The following is a 17,496-nucleotide window of genomic DNA, read 5'->3' as shown; positions in this document are numbered from 1 at the left end:
CATTTCTCTCTGCCGACCGTGCCCGTTCGGGTCATTATGGGATCAGCAGCGTAGTTCCGGTAGTTTTTCTGGATTCGAGATCCATGTGAGCCCGCCCGACGTCACGCAATGGATAGGTTTGGTTGATACTGATACGCACTTTGTTGCTCAAAACAACATCAAATAACGCGTTTGCACAATTGGTTAGCTCTTCGCGTGTGGCGATGTATGTGAAAAGTGTGGGCCGCGTTGCAAAGAGCGATCCTTTCTGTGCGAGCATGGCGAGCGTGAAGTTCTCGATCGGCCCCGAGGACTGGCCGAATGAGACGAACATACCGAGCCGTCTCAGGCAATCCAGCGATTGCGGAAACGTGTCGCGGCCGATCGAGTCATAGACGACGTGGACGCCAGCGCCACCGGTGATTTCGCGCACACGCTCTGCGAAATTCTCGGTATTGTAGTTGATGACGTGATCGTAGCCATGCTCGAGTGCAAAACGCACCTTGCTGTCCGACCCCGCGGTGCCGATCACGGTTGCGCCGAGCGCTTTGGCCCATTGGCCGGCAATGAGACCGACGCCGCCGGCTGCCGCGTGGAATAGAACCGCAGTACCCGGTCCAACCTTGTACGTCCGGGTGAGCAGATATTGCGCGGTCATCCCCTTCAGCATCATCGAGGCTGCAGTTTCTAGCGGAATTCCGTCCGGGACCTTGACGACGTGCTTCGTTTCGATGTTTCGCTCGACGCTGTAGGCGCCGTCCGAGCCCGCGTAGGCGACGCGATCGCCAATCTTGAAATCTTCAACGCCAGGTCCGACCGCGGTTACGGTGCCGGCCGCTTCCTTGCCCGTCACGAAAGGCAGATGCGGCGCCTCGTAGAGGCCGGTCCGGAAGTAGACATCGATGAAATTGAGGCCGATGGCAGCGTGTTTGATCTGGACTTCTCCTGCACCGGGTGGCGGCAGGTTGATATCGATATATTCGAGAACTTCGGGTCCGCCGGTCTTGCTGAATGAGACCGCCTGCGTCTTTGCCATCGCCTTCTCCTAATCGCGGCGTCCAAGCGCCGGGAAGAACTGCAGCACGGCGCCGATGCAGTAGAGGTAGATACCGCTGAGGATAAAGAGGACAAGCGCCCATTGCGGGACGGCGAAATGCATCAGAAGCGCATACATTCCGAGCGCCGACCATACGAAGAAGACGCCGAGGTTGAGCGGCCGCAGGCGCTCGACCCGGACGGGGTGGAGAAAATTGATCGGAAGGAAGGTGAGGATGACGGAAACGATGACGACGGCAAGTGCTGTGATCGCGCTGGCATCGATCACGAAGAGCGTAAAGACGATCATGTTCCAGACCACCGGGAAGCCCGAGAAGAAGTACTCGTCCGTTTTCATGCCGGTATCAGCGTAGTAGATTGCGCTCGATACGACGATCATGCCTGCCGCCGCGAAGGACCATGGTTCGCCGATCATGCCGCTCTGATAGAGCGCAAAGGCTGGCAGCAGGACATAGGTCACATAGTCTATGATATTGTCGAGTGTATCACCCGACCAGTTTGGCAGCACTTCCTTGACACTGACCTTGCGGGCGATCGGTCCATCAATGCCGTCAACGAGAAGTGCAAGGCCGAGCCACCAGAACATGTCGATGAAACGATGTTCGCCAGCAGCGACCACGCCGAGAAACGCTAGGAAGGAGCCGGACGCCGTCAGAATATGGACCGAAAATGCGCGCATCTCTGCGTAAGGTACGCGCTTGTAATTGAAAATCTTCATGTTTCCCCGAGCAGCCTATGGCGTCCACGCCCGGCAGGCGCGGTTTTTGCCTAATATGCATCCTTTGCTTCGCTTCGCCAGCGCAAAAGCGACGAAGCGTCGCAAGGCGCCGGAATCCTGATGATGACACGCATATTTCGTGCAAGTTGCTTGAGAAAGAATGGAATACCTTTAATCGCAGCACTATTTGTAATATCTCGCTGGCATAGAAAACATTGCGCGACGAATACGGGACCCGATACCGAAATGAACGCCCCTGCAAAGACCGAAGACTTCGCCTCCCCGATTCCGGCTGGAGTCTATGCCGAGACCGTGCTTAGCGTGACACATTATACGGATCGCTTGTTCCGGTTCACGATGACGCGCCCGCTGGGTTTCCGTTTCCGGTCCGGCGAATTCGCGATGATCGGCCTTATGGTCGAAGGCAAGCCGATTTTCCGCGCCTATTCGATCGCAAGCCCCGCCTGGGCTGAAGAGCTCGAATTCTTCTCGATCAAGGTGCCGGACGGCCCGCTGACCTCGCATCTGCAGGCGATCAAGCCCGGCGACCAGGTCCTGATGCGCAAGAAGCCCACGGGCACGCTAGTGCTCGACGCGCTCACACCCGGCCGTCGCCTCTATATGTTCTCGACCGGAACCGGAATCGCCCCCTTCGCGAGCCTGATCCGCGATCCCGAAACCTATGAGACGTATGAGGAAGTCATCCTCACCCATACGACCCGCGACGTTGCGGAGCTGAAGTACGGCTTCGATCTCGTCGACGAGATCAAGAGCGACGAACTTCTGCAGGAAGTCGTCGGCGACAAGCTTCGCCACTATGCGACGGTCACCCGCGAGGATTTCGATTATCGCGGCCGCATCACCGATCTTATTGCATCAGGCAAGCTTTTCGCGGATCTCGGTGTTCCGCCGCTCGATCCGTCAATCGATCGCGGCATGATCTGCGGTTCCTCTGCAATGCTGAAGGACACCAAGGATCTGCTGGAAAAGGCCGGCCTCAACGAGGGCGCAAACAGCAAGCCGGCGGAGTTCGTCATCGAACGTGCATTCGTCGGTTAAAGCCCGCCACGACACACTTAGTTTACGGCCCCTCAATGGGGCCGTTTTCAATCATGGCTGCTGAGATACTTGATCAGTGCGCTCATCGCTTGGCCGGCGCCCTTTGACTTGCCCTGCTGGATGGCCCGCATGACTGCCACGTGCAGCGAGATGGTTTGATCCATTCGGTCGGGACTGGTGGACGCTGACCAGAGCCGACGCGAATGGGTCTGAACCGGTCCAAGGGCTGACGTGATGAAGGCGTTGGGGCAGGCTTCTTCGAGAATTTCGTCAAAGGCCTTGTCCGCGGCGAAGAATGCCGCCAGGTCGCCGGTTGCGGCGCAAACTTCCATCGCCTCTGCGCATTCGCCCAGCTCTTTGCGCTGCTCTGATGTGGCAAAGTCGGCAGCCAGTGCGGCCGCGATCGGCTCGAGCTCTCGGCGAACCTGCATCACATTCTCATGGTCAGTCGGCTTGATCTCGGCCACCTGCAACCCGACACGCGGTTTCACCACGATCAGCCCTTGCCACGCCAGCTTCTGGATTGCCTCGCGTACCGGCGTACGCCCGTGGCCCGCAAGGTCGATCAGGTGCTTCTCGGTGACCAAGGCGCCCGGCTGCAACGTCAGCGTCACGATCGCATGTTCCAGGGTGAGATAGGCAAGGTGACTAAGTGAATTCTGCATTCGCATATCCGTGGCTTCGGAAAATGTCGGCGGGTCGCGAAGGCGACTATAACGTCGATGATATATCAGTGTGCTCTCGAACGGCAAGCTGGCGCCGAGCGTGGATCATTCGAGGGCGATGGTTCTCCCGCTCAGGGCGTTCCAATCCTTCAGAAACGGCAAACGGAAATGGCTTGGCTGCGCAGGAGCGGTCAGGCAAGAACGCGCCAACACCTCCACTCCCTGCCCCACGATGCTCTTCGATTCGTTAAATGTCGGGAGCCTAGCCGCGAGGCGGCTGCTCACTCGTGTCTCAGCGCCTCGATCGGGTTGAGTTGTGCCGCACGGCGTGCCGGGAAGTAGCCGAAGACCATCCCGATTGCGGCAGAGAACGCGAACGCCACCGCGATCATCATGGGGCTGACCACGAAAGGCACCTTGAGGACGGTCACTGCCCCATAGCCGAGGCCGATCCCCAGCAGGATCCCGGCCACGCCACCGAATACCGATAGTGCCACCGCCTCGACAAGGAACTGCAGCAGCACCTGGTTTTCTAACGCGCCGATCGCCAGGCGTATGCCGATCTCCCGGGTGCGCTCCGTCACTGACACCAGCATGATGTTCATGATCCCGATCCCGCCGACGAGCAGGCTGATCGCGGCGACCGCTCCCAGCAGGCTGGTCAGCAGCGTGGTGGTGCCCGTCATCGCTTCGGCAATCTGCGTCATGTCATTGACGCTGAAGTCATCTTCGCGGCCGGGGATGATCTTGCGCCGCTCACGGAGCAGGTTTTCGGTTTCGTCCTGAACTTTCGTCGTCGAGACACCGTCGCGCGCCGAAATCACGATCATCTGGACATTGGCGTTCGCTTTGCCGCCGACCCGGCGCTGATAAACCTTGACGGGCATGATGATGACGTCGTCCTGATCGTTGCCCATGCCGGACTGGCCGCGCTTGGCGAGAACGCCGATGACGCTACACGAAACCTTGCCGACACGAATCTGCTGGCCGCTGGGGTCTGCACCGCCGAAGAGCTGCGAACGCACGGTCTCGCCGAGGATGCAGCGCGGGCGCCCACGTTCCTCTGCCGCGTCGAAGGTGCGACCGATTGCCATGTCCCAGTCCTGGGCGATGAAATAGTCGTTGGTCGTCCCCATCACGGTCGTCGAATGGCTCTGCCCGCCGTAGATGGCCGTTGCTGTCGTCTGATTGAGCGGCGCAGTGGCACGAAGGCCGTTAACCTGCTCGTGGATGGCGTCGACGTCCTTGATTGTAAAGCGGCGGGCCTCCGAACTCGCACGGCCGGGGCCAAACTGACCCGGACGTGCAAATAGCATGTTGGTGCCGAGCCGTGAAAGCTCCGCCGAGACCTGGGCGGTCGTGCCGTTTCCGATCGTTACCAACGCGATGACGGCCGCGACGCCGAGCACCGTGAGGAACGACCGGAGCATGTTTCGGCTGATTGCGCGCAGCGCAAGTTTCAGCGTCTCAAAGAACATGGTCCGCCCTCCCGCGATGCTCGACGTCCGTCTCGAGCCTGCCGTCGATAAAGCGCAGCAGGCGCTGGGCGTAGGCAGCAATATCAGGCTCATGCGTGACCATGACGATCGTAATGCCCTGTTCGCGATTCAATCGCGTCATCAAGTCCATGATCTCAACGCTGGTCTTGGTATCGAGATTGCCGGTTGGTTCGTCCGCCAGAAGTAGCGAGGGTTCCGTCACAATCGCCCGGGCAATGGCGACGCGTTGCTGCTGGCCGCCGGACAGCTCCTGCGTCTTGTGATGCTCGCGCCCTGAAAGACCCACAAGTCCGAGCGCCTCCTTGGCTTTGCGGTGACGCTCGCTCGCATGCATGCCGCGGTAGATCAGCGGCAGCTCGACATTTTCCAAAGCCGAGGTGCGCGACAGCAGGTTGAACCCCTGGAACACGAAACCGAGCATATGGCGGCGCAGCAACGTCAGTTAGCTGCGGTCGAAGCCTTGTGTTGACATGCCTTGGAAACTGTAATCGCCGGCGCTCGGCACATCGAGACAGCCAAGAATGTTCATCGCCGTTGATTTGCCCGAACCGGAGGGTCCCATGATCGCGACGAATTCATGCTCCCGGATCGCCAGATCAACCCGATCGAGGGCGCGGATTGCCGCCTCCCCCTGACCGTAGATCTTGGAGACCTGCTTGAATTCGATGAGTGGCGGGCTCGTCATCTTGAGCCTCGCCTACTTCGCCTGCGCGGTAGCGTCGGTAATCACGGCATCCTTTTCCTTCAGGTCACCGGAAACAATCTGAGTGAATTGCCCGTCGGAGGACCCCACTTGGATGACCACCGCTGCCGGTTTGCCAGCCTTCAGCACCCATACGCGCCGCTTCGCTCCAGTCAGGGCTTCGCCCTGGTTGCCGGTCCGCGGCCCCATCCGCGGTGGTCTTAAGAGGCCGAAGATGCCGCGGCCACGGGGAGATTCGGCAGCAGGGGGTGCATAGCGCAGCGCCGAATTGGGAAGCATCAGGGTATTCTTGACCGCCTCCACGGTGACGTCGGCCGTGGCAGTCATGCCGGGACGCAACAACAAGTCGGCATTGTCGACGGAGAGAATCGCCTTGTAGGTTACGACGTTGTTCGTTGTCTCTGACGCAAATCGGATCTGCTTGATCTCAGCCGGAAAGGTCCGATTGGGATAGGCGTCGACCGTGAATGTGGCCTTCTGGCCGACCGCGATCTGGCCGACATCGGCCTCGTCGACGTCGACCTGAAGCTCCATCTTCCTCAAATCGCCAGCAATGACGAACAGCACCGGCGCCGAAAGCGACGCTGCGACCGTGGCGCCCGGATCGACCGAACGCGTGAGAATCACGCCGTTGATCGGCGAGACGATCTTCGCCTTGGCGAGGTTGACCTCGGCGAGTTGTAGATCGGCTTCCGCCGAGAGCACGGCGGCGACGTTGATGTCCTTCGCGGCGACCGCGGAATCGAACTTGTAGCGCGCATCTTCGAGGCTCTGCTGTGTCGAAACGTTGCTTTGAACCAGGTTACGAAAGCGTTGGAACGAACTCTGGGCCGACTCAAGGTCGGCCGTTGCCTTCACCACGTTCGCTTTGGCCGAATCGAGCTTCGCCCGCGAACTCTTTACGTCAGCCTCGAGCTTGTTCGTATCGAGAGCAGCAAGAACCTCGCCGGCCTTGACTTCGCTGTTATAGTCGACGTTGACGTCGCGAACCGTGCCGGACAGCTCGCTTGATATATCCACCTGTTCTGTCGGCTGCACCGATCCCGTTGCCGTCACCAGCACGGTTAATTCGCCGCGCTTGATCGGCTGCGTGGCATAGCTGTATGGGTTTTCTTCTCGCCGCGAATAAAAGTAGGCGGCGGCACCAGCGGCAAGAATCACCAGAAGCAATACCAACAGGCGACCACGCCAACGGCCTTTGGACTGTTTGCGTGAGGCCGCAAGGACGGCAGCCAGGTCGGCGCTCGCCTTTGTCGACTTGGTTTCGTGCATATCCTTGACGTCGTTCATTCCGGCCTCGCAACATGCTGCCAATGCAGCCGTCAGCAAATTGAGCATGTCGAAGCTGAACGGCGGATTAGCATCGGCCCGGATTGGCACGAAATGGCGATGGAATGAAATGAAATCTTGGTAATGAGAGTTCAGTTTTTCGTAGGATCCATGGCATCGAAGGCATCCGCTTCGTATTGCCCGGCGCCCTCTATCGGATGCAGCCAGGTTTCGCGTCGCTTGATCCAAATCTCTTCAATCGGCTGGAGATCGTTCGGAGCGTCGTCCAGCGAACCAATTCGGACCTCTGCAAATCTATCGCTAAGGCAGAAGAGACGTTCGCCACATCGCGGACAGAAGCTGCGACCCGCGTAGGTGGATGTTTCCCCTGCTTGATAGAATGATGATCTCGGCCAAACTGCAAAGGCGACGAAAACGGATCCGCTCGACTTGCAGCAGTCGCTACAGTGGCACAGTCCGACGCGGAGTGGTTCGCCTCTAGCCGTGTAGCGCGCCGCGCCGCAAAGGCAGCCTCCACTCCGGATGCGCGTTGATAAAGTCATCAGTGAGCCGGCATGCGACGCTTGGCGGCCATCAGCAGATCGAGTTCTGTGGCAGATGGCCCGAATTTTTCATAGAGCCGCTTTGCTTCGGTTTCCTCCAGGCGATATTTCCTGGCAAACTCACCGAGACTATAAGGCCGCCCGCGCAACACTTTTCGGGTCGTCGGCGTCGATGTAGTCACGCTGGTCATTCGCATTCTCCTTGGTTGCACAAGGGGCTAGCTAGAGCGTCGCGTGACTTTGTGAAGGTGTTGAGCGGTCATCCGAAAGGCTTGATTCAATTAATTTTTTTTGGGAACCTTCTGCCCCCTCGCGCATTTATAAGGCGAGATTGTGAGCCGCGGACGCGGCGGCGCGAAAGAATGCCCGGATTTTTCCGCTTTCCCCGGGTGGCCAACGAAGCGGCACTCGAGCTTTCGCCCGTCCGGTTCATGATCTCGTTTCCCCCAACTTTGACAAAGCGCTTTCGGGCGCTTTTCTTTTATGGTCCTTGCACAATTGCAAAATGCTGGGCTCGCGCGATCATGATGATAGCCGCAGTTGGTCGATGGAAATGAAGCCGGCATAGGCTGGCGGGCTGCCTTTTCAGGCCTAGGCGCAAGAAATGTGCCTGATGCACAGGGAACGACGATTTTTTGGTTGACCGCAATGGGGCGCCTGCATATGTTCCGCGCACTTCCAGCCGGGCGAACCGCTCGGCGACAGGGAGAGCGTAGCTCAGCCGGTAGAGCAACTGACTTTTAATCAGTAGGTCTCGGGTTCGAACCCCGACGCTCTCACCAATAAAATCAATGACTTACGATAGATTTCAGGTTTGGCTTCCGTGTCGTGTCGCCACACCGACGGTGAGATGGGTCGGTCTTTTTGCGTTTCTTTGGCATTGGGTGAGAAAAGCCGCCGGCATTCGCGCCGACACCTGGCGTTGGTCAGGCGTCGAGACCCCTTCCCCTCCGCCGGGTCTACTCCCTAAACGAAGGGAACTTTCTGCAGATTTGGGTGATGTTGTCACTCTGACAGGTTGTTGCGCGTGGCTTCAAGCTTCTAGGCGCCAGCACAAGAAGGCTCGAACGCTTCCAGCGTCGGGACCCTTTCGCCGTTGCTCGGTTTTTCTCGGCAACGTCCAGGGGTCGCATTATAGCTTCGGCCGATCGTCGATATTTGCATTCATCAAAGGCGCGAGGATCTGTTCGATCGTGTCGATACGCTCCTTGCGTCGCTCGAGCCTCTTATTGCGACCGCGCTTCTCGTGGGCCTTGGCCTGCCGGCTTGCCTGCAGTTGCTCGATGTAGACTGCATCGGACTTTGCGTTTGAAAGCCGATCGAAGATCCAACAAAACGAAGGGGGAAGTTCGCCAACCTGATATTGCGGGCTCTCGCTTGCGCGATCCTCATCAAGAATTTCTTGGAGGACAATTTGATCCCAGATCTCAGGATCCTGGTCGCACCGTTGTTTCCATACTTCCAATAGGCGCAGTGTCGCCGGCGTGTCATGCAGTAGGATAGTTGCTGAAATCAGCCGGTCCTCCTCCCGATAAACCGCTAGATCACAGCTGAATGTCGTCATAACCGGCCAAGGATCTCGGTGAAAAACAGCATCCACATCCACATAAAGCAATGGGCCGCGATGCGCCCTTCGCGCCTCTAGGAGAAACGTGGGCTTGAGCGCTGCGTTGCGCACCCAACTGCCGGTACTGTCCACCACAGTGGTGTGAACGAGCAACCCAAGGCGCTTGGCGGATGCTACCATCCGCGCGGCTTCATGCTCATAGAACGTATTGGAAGTATAAAAGCCGACAATTTTCCCGTGGGCGTTCGGCGATATTATGATTTGCGAATCTATCGGGAACGGTACGACGTGATTACGATACTTAGATTTGGATGCGCTAAAGCAATCGAAGAATCGATAAAGTAACTTTGAACTCATTTTGTGCGGAAATCCATTAAGGTCGGAGGGAAGGCACCTGTAATTTGCCCGCCTACCGTGGTCGCGTGATGCCCGCAAACCAATTTTGTTTTGTCGAAGGAGCGCCGTAAATATTATGCGTCACTGTAGCGCCTTTGCCACGTACCGCCTTTTTGCTCGGCGATCAGCCAGGGCGGCATCGGCTTCACCGGCCGGCGCGCGTCTGGCGTAGGCAATGGTGGGTCTATGGATAAATCCGCACTTCAAAGATGTGAAATGCGATAAAACGAATCTCACCTGATCTTAATCGGTAGGCCGTCGTTCGAACCCGACGCTCCACGAACATCAAGCTCGTTCTGGCGTGTTTGAACGCTATTTATTGCACCGGCCGTGGCGGCTGCAGGTATGGCGGTCTTCTCTGCGGGCACGTGCTGGTTTCCCTATGGCTACCTGTCCGCAGATTGTTTCGTGTCCTTGCCCCAATGAATGTGACGCATTATCAATGTGACGTCGCCTTCCGGCTGGCCAGCAACAGAATGTAGTCATCCGCCGCATCCGCTATTGCCATCGCCACTTCCGCAGGCGCCCACCCCTTTTGCTGCGCATCGCGGATGATCTGATGGAGTGCGGGTTCAACATCGGCACGGCAATCGAGCAGACGTTGATCATGGGTGGCGTCATCACGAACCGACTGTAGATTGATCATAGCTGGAACCCCTCTCATGTGAAGGAAGCTACCATGACATAGATTGCAGGTTGAGCAAGCAAATGCTTAAGGAAAGCCGAAATTTCGTTGAGAATGAGCTTTTTCGATTACATAAGCGGCGTCGGCAAAACGATTCACGGCATAATCAACCATCAAATCCGTCACCAGAGCGTCGTCTATCTTGCGAGCCGCGTGCCGACGACGGCCCGAGCACTCGTCTCCAGGCACAAAACTGATCGCATATTGGTATTATTATTACACAGCTGATAAGGCGCAAACTATGACAATTGGTATGCATTTCGACGCGATCTTAAAATATGATGACCTGCTCGACGCAATGTTCATCTCGCACATGCAGTTGAAGATGTATGCCTCGCAAAATGCGTGCCTAGGGAGGCATTGCATCCGTCCCACGGGAACTCCTCAGGACTTCTCACGGCGCACTCGACACAGCGTCGAGTGTTTTGAGAAAAACGTCCAGTAGTTGTGTTTTTCGTCATACGGAGGGGAGCGTCGTCGTCCAGCATCATTGGGGTGGGAGAAGTTTGAGGTGGACTTGAGGCAGGCGGGATGGGTTTCTCTGCCGTCTCGTTATCTTCGGGCGAACACATTTGCGTTGCGTAACCAAATGGATCGCCTATCTTTCTTGCAGGAGAATTGAGTCTGAGTGCCGGCATAGACATTTACGCCACCATTTGCGCTGCGAACCTATCCTATATTGCCAAATCACATGTCTCTCGTGCCGCGCACCGCCTGGCTATCATAGCAGGACCTCAATTTCTGCCTCGAGCGCTGACTTCGTTGTTCTCTGGAGGGAAAATCATATGGAAGACGCAGGCGTAGGTTGGGTAGCCGCTATCATTATCGGGGGCATTGCCGGGTGGCTCGCGGAAAAGTTCATGAACAGCAACATGGGGCTGTTGATGAATATCATTCTCGGCATCGTGGGCGCGATCGTCGCAAATGCCGTACTCTCAGGATTGGGCATCGCGCTCGCTGGCTGGCTCGGCTATCTGATCGCCGGCTTTGTCGGCGCATGCCTGCTCATCGCTGTTGGCCGGATCATTCGCCGCTAGGCAGTAACGCAAAATCAAAAAGCCGGGCGTCAGCACGCCCGGCCCTCGACTCGTCAAATGCCGATCGATTTTATCGACGGCTCATCAATCCGAAAAGATAAGCGACGCCGGCTGTCACGGCGAGCGCGAAGATAGGCTCCTCCCTTACCTTGTCGCGCACGCGTTCCGTCATGACCGAAGCTTCATCGGCGACGGCGGTCTTGGCGCCGTGTCCAAGCGCCACAACGCTTTCGGACAGGCGTGCAAGGTCTTCGCGCAATGCTGCGACCTGTGCGGAAAGATCGTCTGCCGCGATCTCCGCCTTCACACGCGCGGTTGCGGACTGGGCGGAGGCGGTTTTCATATCGGCCATGGTCTGCTCCTCTTTTTCCGGATGCTGTTCAACGAATTATCCCTGGGAAAGGTTCCGATATCCGGTGTCTTTTGCTGCGCCAAGCGCTTCTGCGTGATTGCAGATATAGCGCAGATGTTTTCGCGCGATAACCCTTCATTTCCTGCCGGCTTTGTTCTAAGGAACGTCGAATGCTTTGCCCGCGAACGGGCGAATATAATGCGAGGTTTGCGTTTCGATGTTCGATCTTCTGAGAAGAGCTGCTCACACCTGGGTTGCTAAGCTCCTCATGCTGCTTCTGGTCGCCTCTTTCGGCATCTGGGGTGTGTCACGCTCGCTCATATCAGGCGGCAATAGCACGACGGTCGTCAGTGTCGGAGACCAGCACGTGGAGGTCAACGAATTCCGTTTGGCCTACCAGCGGCAGGTCGCAAATCTCAGCCAGCAGTTCGGTATGCGGCTGACGCCCGATCAGGCCCGCGCCTTTGGCGTCGAACAGCAGGTATTGGCGCAGCTGGTTGCCGGCGCGTCGCTAGATCAGTTGGCCGAAGACATGAACCTCGGCCTATCGCAGGATCGGCTTGCGCAGCTGATCGGCGACGATCCGGCCTTCAAGGCCGTCAACGGTCAGTTCGATCGCACCCTCTTTACGTCGCGACTGCGCAATGCCGGCATCCGCGAGGATGACTACATCAAGGAGCGCAGCAAGGTTGCCGTTCGCAGCCAGATTGTCGATGCTGTCTCGAACGGCTTCACGGCGCCGAAGACACTAGTCGATGCGCTCAAGCTCTATCGCCAGGAAAGCCGCGGCGTCGATTACCTGTTGCTGACCAATGCCCATATCGAGCCGATCAAGGCGCCTGCCGAGGATGTGCTTGCCAAGTGGTTCGAAGGTGCCAAGACGCGCTATCGCGCACCGGAATACCGCAAGGTCGCTTTCCTCAAGCTTCAGCCGGAGGATATCGCCGATGCCGCCTCCGTCACGGATGATCAGATCCGCGAGGACTTCGACAAGCGGAAGGAGAGCTTCCGCACACCAGAGACCCGCACGATCGAGCAACTGACCTTCCAGAACAAGGATCTCGCCAATGCCGCCGAGGCCGCGCTGAAAACCGGCACGACTTTCGATCAGCTGGTGACCGATCAGGGCAAGACGTCAACCGACGTATTCTTGGGCGAGTTCTCCAAGGACAAGGTTCCGGATCAAGCTATTGCGGATGCGGCCTTTGCAGTCTCAAAAGACGGTGGAACGACGCCTGTTGTCGATGGCACCTTCGGCCCGGTTGTCCTCCGCGTCAGCAACATCAAGCCCGAGAGTGTCAAGAGCCTTGACGATGTCAAGGACGAGATCCGCAAGCAGCTCGCCGTTTCCAACGCTTCGCAGGAACTCATTAACGTACACGATCAGATCGAGGATCTGCGCGGCTCCGGTTCGACGCTGGAACAGATTGCAGAGCAGCTCAAGCTCAAGGCTGTTGTGGTCGACGCCGTCGATGCCACCGGTCTCGACAAGAATGGCAACGAGGTCAAGGATATTCCGGCCAAGCAGCAGGTTCTTGGCGCGGCCTTCAGGACGGATGCGGGCGCCGACGCTCCTTCCCTATCGATCGGTACTGACGGTTATCTCTGGTTCGACGTCCGCGACGTTACGCCGCAGCGCGACCGCCCCCTGAGCGAGGTCCAGGACAAGGCCGTCGCTGACTGGACTGCTGAGCAGCAGAAGCTTGAACTTGCCAAGAAGGCCGAAGAACTGAAGCAGCAAGCCCAGAAGGGCACATCGCTGGCTGATATCGCTGCGCCGCTTGGCATAACCGTCGAAAGCAAGACCGGCATTGCCCGCGGGACCGATGATGCGGTTCTCGGTCGTGGCGGTGTTACCGCTGCGTTCTCCGGCCCGATGGACACGGTTGCCAATGCCGTCGGCGGCGACCCGACGACGCAAATTCTTCTCAAGGTGACTGAAGTGAATACGGAACCGACGAGTGACGTGCTCAACAACCAGGACCAGCAGATCACAGCAACGGCAAACGCTGCCGGCGATGACATTCTCGATCAGATGGTCAACCTGCTGCAGACGCAGTACGGCGCATCGATCAATCAGTCTCTCGCCGATCAGGCGGCAGTCCGCTAAGGGGGGAACATAAGCGCATGACAGATCTGAAGCCGCTTTTGGCGAAGGCTGCGAGCCGCGAGCCGCTGACACGTGAGGAGGCCCGCGAGGCCTTCGACATTCTGATGTCCGGTCAGGCGACTCCTTCGCAGATCGGCGGCTTCCTGATGGCGTTGCGCGTCCGTGGCGAAACGGTCGACGAGATTGTCGGCGCCGTGACGACGATGCGCTCCAAGATGCTGACGGTTGATGCGCCTGCCGACGCAATCGACATCGTCGGAACCGGTGGCGACGCGAGCGGGACCTACAATATCTCAACGCTGGCCGCCCTCATCGTCGCCGGTGCCGGTGTACCTGTGGCCAAGCATGGCAACCGGGCCCTGAGCTCGAAATCGGGTGCAGCAGATAGCCTCGCCGCTCTTGGCGTCAGGCTGGATGTAAGCCCCGAGGTGATCTCCCGGTGCATTCGCGAGGCTGGTGTGGGCTTCATGTTCGCCCAGCAGCATCACTCGGCGATGCGTCATGTGGGTCCGACGCGCGTCGAACTCGGCACGCGGACCATCTTCAATCTGCTTGGCCCGCTGTCCAATCCGGCCGGTGTGCGGCGCCAGTTGCTTGGCGTGTATGCGCCGCAGTGGGTCGTGCCGATTGCGGAGGTCATGCGCGATCTCGGTTCCGAAAGCGTATGGGTCGTCCACGGCAACGGCCTCGACGAGATCACGACCACCGGAAAGACGAGTGTTGCAGCACTCGAGGATGGCAAGATCCGCACATTCGAACTGTCTCCCACGGATTTCGGCGTCGAGCCTTGCCGGCTGGAGGCCATCAAAGGCGGAGACGGTGTGGTGAACGCCGCCGCCCTGCGCGACGTTTTGAGCGGCGCAAAGAACGCGTATCGCGATATCGCGCTTGCCAACGCAGCTGCGTCGTTGGTGATATCAGGCAAGACTGAGATGCTTCAGGACGGCATGCGGCTTGCTGCGCAGTCCCTGGACAGCGGTGCGACGGCCGCGGCCCTTGATAAACTCATCGCCGTGTCGAACGACATCGACTAGGATAGAGCCATGACCGACATCCTGAAGAAGATCGAACGCTACAAGCGGGAAGAAATCGCCGCCGCAAAGGCGAAAGTGTCGTTGGCCGATCTGAAGGCGATGCAAGCGGATCAATCGGCACCGCGCGGCTTTCACCGTTCGTTGGTTGCGAAGTCGGAGGCTGGCCAGTACGGCCTGATCGCTGAGATCAAGAAGGCCAGTCCGTCAAAGGGTCTGATCAGGCCCGATTTCGATCCGCCATCTCTGGCCAAGGCCTATGAACTCGGAGGTGCGGCCTGCCTTTCGGTGTTGACCGACACGCCAAGCTTTCAGGGCGCGCCAGAATTTTTGATGACGGCACGTGCGGCGTGTTCGCTGCCGGCACTGCGCAAGGATTTCATGTTCGAGACCTACCAGGTGCAGGAAGCGCGTGCCTGGGGTGCAGATTGCATCCTGCTGATCATGGCCTCACTTTCGGATGACGATGCAAAGCGCCTTGAAGATGAGGCCTTCGGGCTTGGCATAGATGTGCTGGTGGAAGTCCACGATGCCGAGGAGATGGAGCGCGCGCTGAAACTCACGTCCCCGCTCGTTGGCATCAACAATCGCAACCTCCGGACATTCGAAGTCAGCCTTGCGGTCAGCGAGAAACTCGCGCCAATGGTTCCCGAGGATCGCCTGTTGGTAGGCGAAAGCGGCATCTTCACGAATGCTGATTGCAAGCGTCTCCAAGCGGTTGGCATCGACACGTTTCTGGTTGGTGAGAGCCTCATGCGCCAGGAAGACGTTGCGGCCGCCACGCGTGCGCTGCTCTTCGGCGAAGCCGTGCTGGCGGCTGAGTGACATGAGCGGGCCCCAACCCGGATTGACCCACATTGATGCCTCCGGCGAGGCGCACATGGTCGATGTCGGCGACAAGGTCGAGACCACAAGGGCTGCTACAGCCGAAGGTTACGTGCGCATGGCAGCGGCGACACTCGATCTTATTCGCGCAGGCAATGCGAAGAAGGGCGATGTTATCGGCACAGCCCGCCTTGCCGGCATCATGGCGGCCAAGCAGACGAGCAATCTGATCCCGCTCTGCCATCCCCTAATGCTTACGAAGGTTTCTGTCGACATCACGGCGGATGCCGATCTACCCGGCCTGCGCGTCAGTGCGACCGCGAAGCTGACGGGCAAAACCGGGGTCGAAATGGAAGCGTTGACCGCCGTTTCCGTTGCCTGCCTGACGATATACGACATGGCCAAGGCTGCCGATAAGGCCATGGAAATCGGGGGAATTAGGCTGCTCGAAAAATTTGGCGGCAAGTCTGGAGACTTTCGTCATCCGGAGTACGGCAAATGAGCATGCTCCCCGTTGCCGAGGCGCAAGATCGTCTGCTGTCGCGCGCAAAGCCGGTTCAGACGAGAGAAACCGTTTCTCTGCCGGAGGCCGAGGGCCGTGTGCTAGCAGCTGACGTTGAGGCCAAGCTGACCCAGCCGCCTTTCGACACGTCCGCGATGGATGGATATGCACTGCGCCGCGAGGATGTTCCAGAGCCCGGCGCCGAACTGAAGCTCATCGGCACATCGTCAGCCGGTCGCGGGTTCGACGGTGTCGTCGGCACGGGAGAGACGGTCCGCATCTTTACGGGCGCCCCGGTTCCATCAGGCGCAGACAGCGTGCTGCTCCAAGAGGATGCTGAGAAAATCGAAGGCGGCATCCGCGCGACATTTGCCGTTCGGCTTGGCCAGCACATTCGGCCCCGCGGCCAGGATTTTGTTGAAGGCGAAGCCGTGCTCAAGGCGGGCACTGCGCTTGACTTTTCCCGCCTGACCGTGGCCGCCGGCATGAACCATGCAGCGCTCGAGGTCTGGCGCAAGCCAGTCGTCGCGTTGCTCGCCACCGGTGACGAATTGCTGCCGCCCGGAAGCTCGCCTGCGCCCGCGCAGATCATTGCGTCGAGCACCTTCGGTATTGCCGCGCTGGCCCGCAAGGCTGGAGCCGAGGTTCTCGATCTCGGGATCGTGCCCGACGACATCGCCGCGATTTCGGCGGCGGTCGAGCGCGCCCGGCAGGCCGAGGTCGATGTCATCGTGACGCTCGGCGGGGCGTCAGTGGGCGACCACGATCTGGTGCAGGCTACGCTGCTCGCCGCGGGCATGAATCTTGATTTCTGGCGGATTGCCATGCGCCCGGGCAAACCGTTGATGGTGGGCAGCCTCGGGGACACGCATGTTATTGGTTTGCCCGGCAACCCGGTATCGAGTCTGGTCTGCGGGCTGCTGTTCCTGGAGCCGTTGATTCGCAAGCTTGCCTCACTTGCGCCGGTCAGACGCGACGCAGAGGTGGAGACGGCGGTAACGCTGCGTGCCAATGACCAGCGACAGGACTATGTGCGCGCCACGCTGTCGCGACTGCCGTCAGGTGCCCTGTGCGCAGAGCCGTTCGGCAAGCAGGACTCGTCGATGATGAAGATATTCGCTCGGGCCGACTGCTTGATCATTCGGCCACCCCATGCGCCCGAACTGCCCGCAGGAAGTCCCTGCCCTGTGATGATGCTAAGACCCGACCTTCTTGGCTGAAACCGTCTAGTCTGCCGTTTCATTTGTGGTTCTGGGTATTTGCTCAACCAACCGAAAGCAGGATTGAGATGACGAAGGAGACCGTCTGGGACATGCATGCCAGGCTGTCCGGCATGACGCCGACCCTCATGAATGGCGAGTTCGTATTCTGCGTGATGCCCGACGAGGATGTAGCTCGGCTTGCGGTTCCCGATACGCTGCCTTGGTTTCGCGAGCGCGAAGGAATCTCTCAGGAAGCGTCGTCCAACTGAGCGTCTTCC

The 17,496-nt window shown here is 58.7% G+C and carries 18 protein-coding genes, 1 tRNA gene and 1 pseudogene; 9 read left to right on the top strand and 11 right to left on the bottom strand.

Annotated elements, in window-relative coordinates:
- Positions 1 to 34 precede the first annotated feature (34 nt).
- The gene (locus tag LPU83_RS50400; protein WP_024314845.1) at positions 35 to 1,015 is read right to left on the bottom strand and encodes a quinone oxidoreductase family protein; all 981 of its coding nucleotides are present in this window, start codon (positions 1,013 to 1,015) and stop codon (positions 35 to 37) included.
- Between the two features lie 9 nt (positions 1,016 to 1,024).
- Positions 1,025 to 1,753, bottom strand: a complete 729-nt coding sequence (gene pcsA / locus LPU83_RS50395; protein WP_024314844.1) for a phosphatidylcholine synthase — start codon at positions 1,751 to 1,753, stop codon at positions 1,025 to 1,027.
- A 246-nt stretch (positions 1,754 to 1,999) separates the two neighbouring features.
- Between pcsA and LPU83_RS50390 the strand changes: the two genes are divergently transcribed.
- Entirely contained in the window at positions 2,000 to 2,812 is an 813-nt protein-coding gene (locus tag LPU83_RS50390) for a ferredoxin--NADP reductase (protein WP_024314843.1), read from the top strand.
- A gap of 47 nt (positions 2,813 to 2,859) precedes the next feature.
- Here the strand turns inward: LPU83_RS50390 and LPU83_RS50385 are convergent, their stop codons facing one another.
- The 6 genes and pseudogenes from LPU83_RS50385 to LPU83_RS50360 all read right to left on the bottom strand — a co-directional run bounded on the left by LPU83_RS50385 (position 2,860) and on the right by LPU83_RS50360 (position 7,702).
- On the bottom strand, positions 2,860 to 3,477 hold the full coding sequence (locus LPU83_RS50385; RefSeq protein ID WP_024314842.1) for a GntR family transcriptional regulator: 618 nt from the start codon (positions 3,475 to 3,477) through the stop codon (positions 2,860 to 2,862).
- A 281-nt stretch (positions 3,478 to 3,758) separates the two neighbouring features.
- Positions 3,759 to 4,955, bottom strand: coding sequence for an ABC transporter permease (locus LPU83_RS50380; RefSeq protein WP_024314841.1), 1,197 nt, complete (start codon positions 4,953 to 4,955; stop codon positions 3,759 to 3,761).
- A pseudogene (locus LPU83_RS50375) lies at positions 4,945 to 5,661 on the bottom strand (ABC transporter ATP-binding protein). Before LPU83_RS50375 ends, LPU83_RS50380 begins: the two are co-directional and overlap by 11 nt.
- Before the next feature lie 12 nt (positions 5,662 to 5,673).
- Positions 5,674 to 6,969: an efflux RND transporter periplasmic adaptor subunit gene (locus tag LPU83_RS50370; RefSeq protein WP_024314840.1), complete on the bottom strand. Its 1,296-nt coding sequence runs from the start codon at positions 6,967 to 6,969 to the stop codon at positions 5,674 to 5,676.
- A gap of 131 nt (positions 6,970 to 7,100) precedes the next feature.
- Entirely contained in the window at positions 7,101 to 7,511 is a 411-nt protein-coding gene (locus LPU83_RS50365; RefSeq protein ID WP_082321202.1) for a GFA family protein, read from the bottom strand.
- A complete protein-coding gene (locus LPU83_RS50360) occupies positions 7,511 to 7,702 on the bottom strand; it encodes a hypothetical protein (protein WP_024314839.1) in 192 nt (63 codons plus the stop codon). Before LPU83_RS50360 ends, LPU83_RS50365 begins: the two co-directional genes overlap by 1 nt.
- Before the next feature lie 515 nt (positions 7,703 to 8,217).
- Between LPU83_RS50360 and LPU83_RS50355 the strand changes: the two genes are divergently transcribed.
- A tRNA-Lys gene (locus tag LPU83_RS50355) sits at positions 8,218 to 8,293 on the top strand.
- A gap of 350 nt (positions 8,294 to 8,643) precedes the next feature.
- On the opposite strand, the gene LPU83_RS50350 is transcribed toward LPU83_RS50355, so the two are convergent.
- Positions 8,644 to 9,435: a putative nucleotide-diphospho-sugar transferase gene (locus LPU83_RS50350; protein ID WP_024314838.1), complete on the bottom strand. Its 792-nt coding sequence runs from the start codon at positions 9,433 to 9,435 to the stop codon at positions 8,644 to 8,646.
- Positions 9,436 to 9,913: 478 nt separating this feature from the next.
- Positions 9,914 to 10,120, bottom strand: a complete 207-nt coding sequence (locus LPU83_RS50345; RefSeq protein ID WP_024314837.1) for a hypothetical protein — start codon at positions 10,118 to 10,120, stop codon at positions 9,914 to 9,916.
- Positions 10,121 to 10,944: 824 nt separating this feature from the next.
- On the opposite strand from LPU83_RS50345, the gene LPU83_RS50340 reads away from it, so the two are divergent.
- Entirely contained in the window at positions 10,945 to 11,196 is a 252-nt protein-coding gene (locus tag LPU83_RS50340; protein WP_024314835.1) for a GlsB/YeaQ/YmgE family stress response membrane protein, read from the top strand.
- A 70-nt stretch (positions 11,197 to 11,266) separates the two neighbouring features.
- Here the strand turns inward: LPU83_RS50340 and LPU83_RS50335 are convergent, their stop codons facing one another.
- Positions 11,267 to 11,548 carry a hypothetical protein gene (locus LPU83_RS50335; protein ID WP_024314834.1) on the bottom strand — a complete coding sequence of 94 codons (282 nt, stop codon included), beginning with the start codon at positions 11,546 to 11,548 and terminating at the stop codon, positions 11,267 to 11,269.
- 217 nt (positions 11,549 to 11,765) lie between these two features.
- Between LPU83_RS50335 and LPU83_RS50330 the strand changes: the two genes are divergently transcribed.
- The 6 genes from LPU83_RS50330 to LPU83_RS50305 all read left to right on the top strand — a co-directional run bounded on the left by LPU83_RS50330 (position 11,766) and on the right by LPU83_RS50305 (position 17,487).
- Complete coding sequence (locus tag LPU83_RS50330; protein ID WP_024314833.1) at positions 11,766 to 13,658, top strand: peptidylprolyl isomerase; 1,893 nt, start codon at positions 11,766 to 11,768, stop codon at positions 13,656 to 13,658.
- A gap of 17 nt (positions 13,659 to 13,675) precedes the next feature.
- Positions 13,676 to 14,692, top strand: a complete 1,017-nt coding sequence (gene trpD, locus LPU83_RS50325) for an anthranilate phosphoribosyltransferase (RefSeq protein ID WP_024314832.1) — start codon at positions 13,676 to 13,678, stop codon at positions 14,690 to 14,692.
- 9 nt (positions 14,693 to 14,701) lie between these two features.
- The gene (trpC, locus tag LPU83_RS50320; RefSeq protein WP_024314831.1) at positions 14,702 to 15,514 is read left to right on the top strand and encodes an indole-3-glycerol phosphate synthase TrpC; all 813 of its coding nucleotides are present in this window, start codon (positions 14,702 to 14,704) and stop codon (positions 15,512 to 15,514) included.
- Position 15,515: 1 nt separating this feature from the next.
- Positions 15,516 to 16,016: a cyclic pyranopterin monophosphate synthase MoaC gene (moaC, locus tag LPU83_RS50315; protein ID WP_024314830.1), complete on the top strand. Its 501-nt coding sequence runs from the start codon at positions 15,516 to 15,518 to the stop codon at positions 16,014 to 16,016.
- Positions 16,013 to 17,236, top strand: coding sequence for a molybdopterin molybdotransferase MoeA (locus tag LPU83_RS50310; RefSeq protein WP_024314829.1), 1,224 nt, complete (start codon positions 16,013 to 16,015; stop codon positions 17,234 to 17,236). The genes moaC and LPU83_RS50310 overlap by 4 nt, the downstream gene beginning before the upstream one ends.
- Positions 17,237 to 17,304: 68 nt before the next feature.
- On the top strand, positions 17,305 to 17,487 hold the full coding sequence (locus LPU83_RS50305) for an ACT domain-containing protein (RefSeq protein ID WP_029710010.1): 183 nt from the start codon (positions 17,305 to 17,307) through the stop codon (positions 17,485 to 17,487).
- The last annotated feature ends 9 nt before the right edge of the window (positions 17,488 to 17,496 follow it).

The organism is Rhizobium favelukesii, assembly GCF_000577275.2.
Classification (GTDB): Bacteria; Pseudomonadota; Alphaproteobacteria; order Rhizobiales; family Rhizobiaceae; genus Rhizobium; species Rhizobium favelukesii.
This window is presented reverse-complemented; position numbering and strand designations above follow the sequence as displayed.

Excerpts from the sequence above, each read along its gene's own strand:
- LPU83_RS50360 (WP_024314839.1), bottom strand. The coding sequence starts at position 7,702 with ATGACCAGCGTGACTACATCGACGCCGACGACCCGAAAAGTGTTGCGC.
- trpD (WP_024314832.1), top strand. The coding sequence starts at position 13,676 with ATGACAGATCTGAAGCCGCTTTTGGCGAAGGCTGCGAGCCGCGAGCCG.
- LPU83_RS50335 (WP_024314834.1), bottom strand. The coding sequence starts at position 11,548 with ATGGCCGATATGAAAACCGCCTCCGCCCAGTCCGCAACCGCGCGTGTG.
- pcsA (WP_024314844.1), bottom strand. The coding sequence starts at position 1,753 with ATGAAGATTTTCAATTACAAGCGCGTACCTTACGCAGAGATGCGCGCA.
- moaC (WP_024314830.1), top strand. The coding sequence starts at position 15,516 with ATGAGCGGGCCCCAACCCGGATTGACCCACATTGATGCCTCCGGCGAG.
- LPU83_RS50310 (WP_024314829.1), top strand. The coding sequence starts at position 16,013 with ATGAGCATGCTCCCCGTTGCCGAGGCGCAAGATCGTCTGCTGTCGCGC.
- LPU83_RS50390 (WP_024314843.1), top strand. The coding sequence starts at position 2,000 with ATGAACGCCCCTGCAAAGACCGAAGACTTCGCCTCCCCGATTCCGGCT.
- LPU83_RS50400 (WP_024314845.1), bottom strand. The coding sequence starts at position 1,015 with ATGGCAAAGACGCAGGCGGTCTCATTCAGCAAGACCGGCGGACCCGAA.
- LPU83_RS50365 (WP_082321202.1), bottom strand. The coding sequence starts at position 7,511 with ATGACTTTATCAACGCGCATCCGGAGTGGAGGCTGCCTTTGCGGCGCG.
- LPU83_RS50345 (WP_024314837.1), bottom strand. The coding sequence starts at position 10,120 with ATGATCAATCTACAGTCGGTTCGTGATGACGCCACCCATGATCAACGT.
- LPU83_RS50305 (WP_029710010.1), top strand. The coding sequence starts at position 17,305 with ATGACGAAGGAGACCGTCTGGGACATGCATGCCAGGCTGTCCGGCATG.
- trpC (WP_024314831.1), top strand. The coding sequence starts at position 14,702 with ATGACCGACATCCTGAAGAAGATCGAACGCTACAAGCGGGAAGAAATC.
- LPU83_RS50340 (WP_024314835.1), top strand. The coding sequence starts at position 10,945 with ATGGAAGACGCAGGCGTAGGTTGGGTAGCCGCTATCATTATCGGGGGC.
- LPU83_RS50370 (WP_024314840.1), bottom strand. The coding sequence starts at position 6,969 with ATGAACGACGTCAAGGATATGCACGAAACCAAGTCGACAAAGGCGAGC.
- LPU83_RS50330 (WP_024314833.1), top strand. The coding sequence starts at position 11,766 with ATGTTCGATCTTCTGAGAAGAGCTGCTCACACCTGGGTTGCTAAGCTC.
- LPU83_RS50385 (WP_024314842.1), bottom strand. The coding sequence starts at position 3,477 with ATGCAGAATTCACTTAGTCACCTTGCCTATCTCACCCTGGAACATGCG.
- LPU83_RS50350 (WP_024314838.1), bottom strand. The coding sequence starts at position 9,435 with ATGAGTTCAAAGTTACTTTATCGATTCTTCGATTGCTTTAGCGCATCC.
- LPU83_RS50380 (WP_024314841.1), bottom strand. The coding sequence starts at position 4,955 with ATGTTCTTTGAGACGCTGAAACTTGCGCTGCGCGCAATCAGCCGAAAC.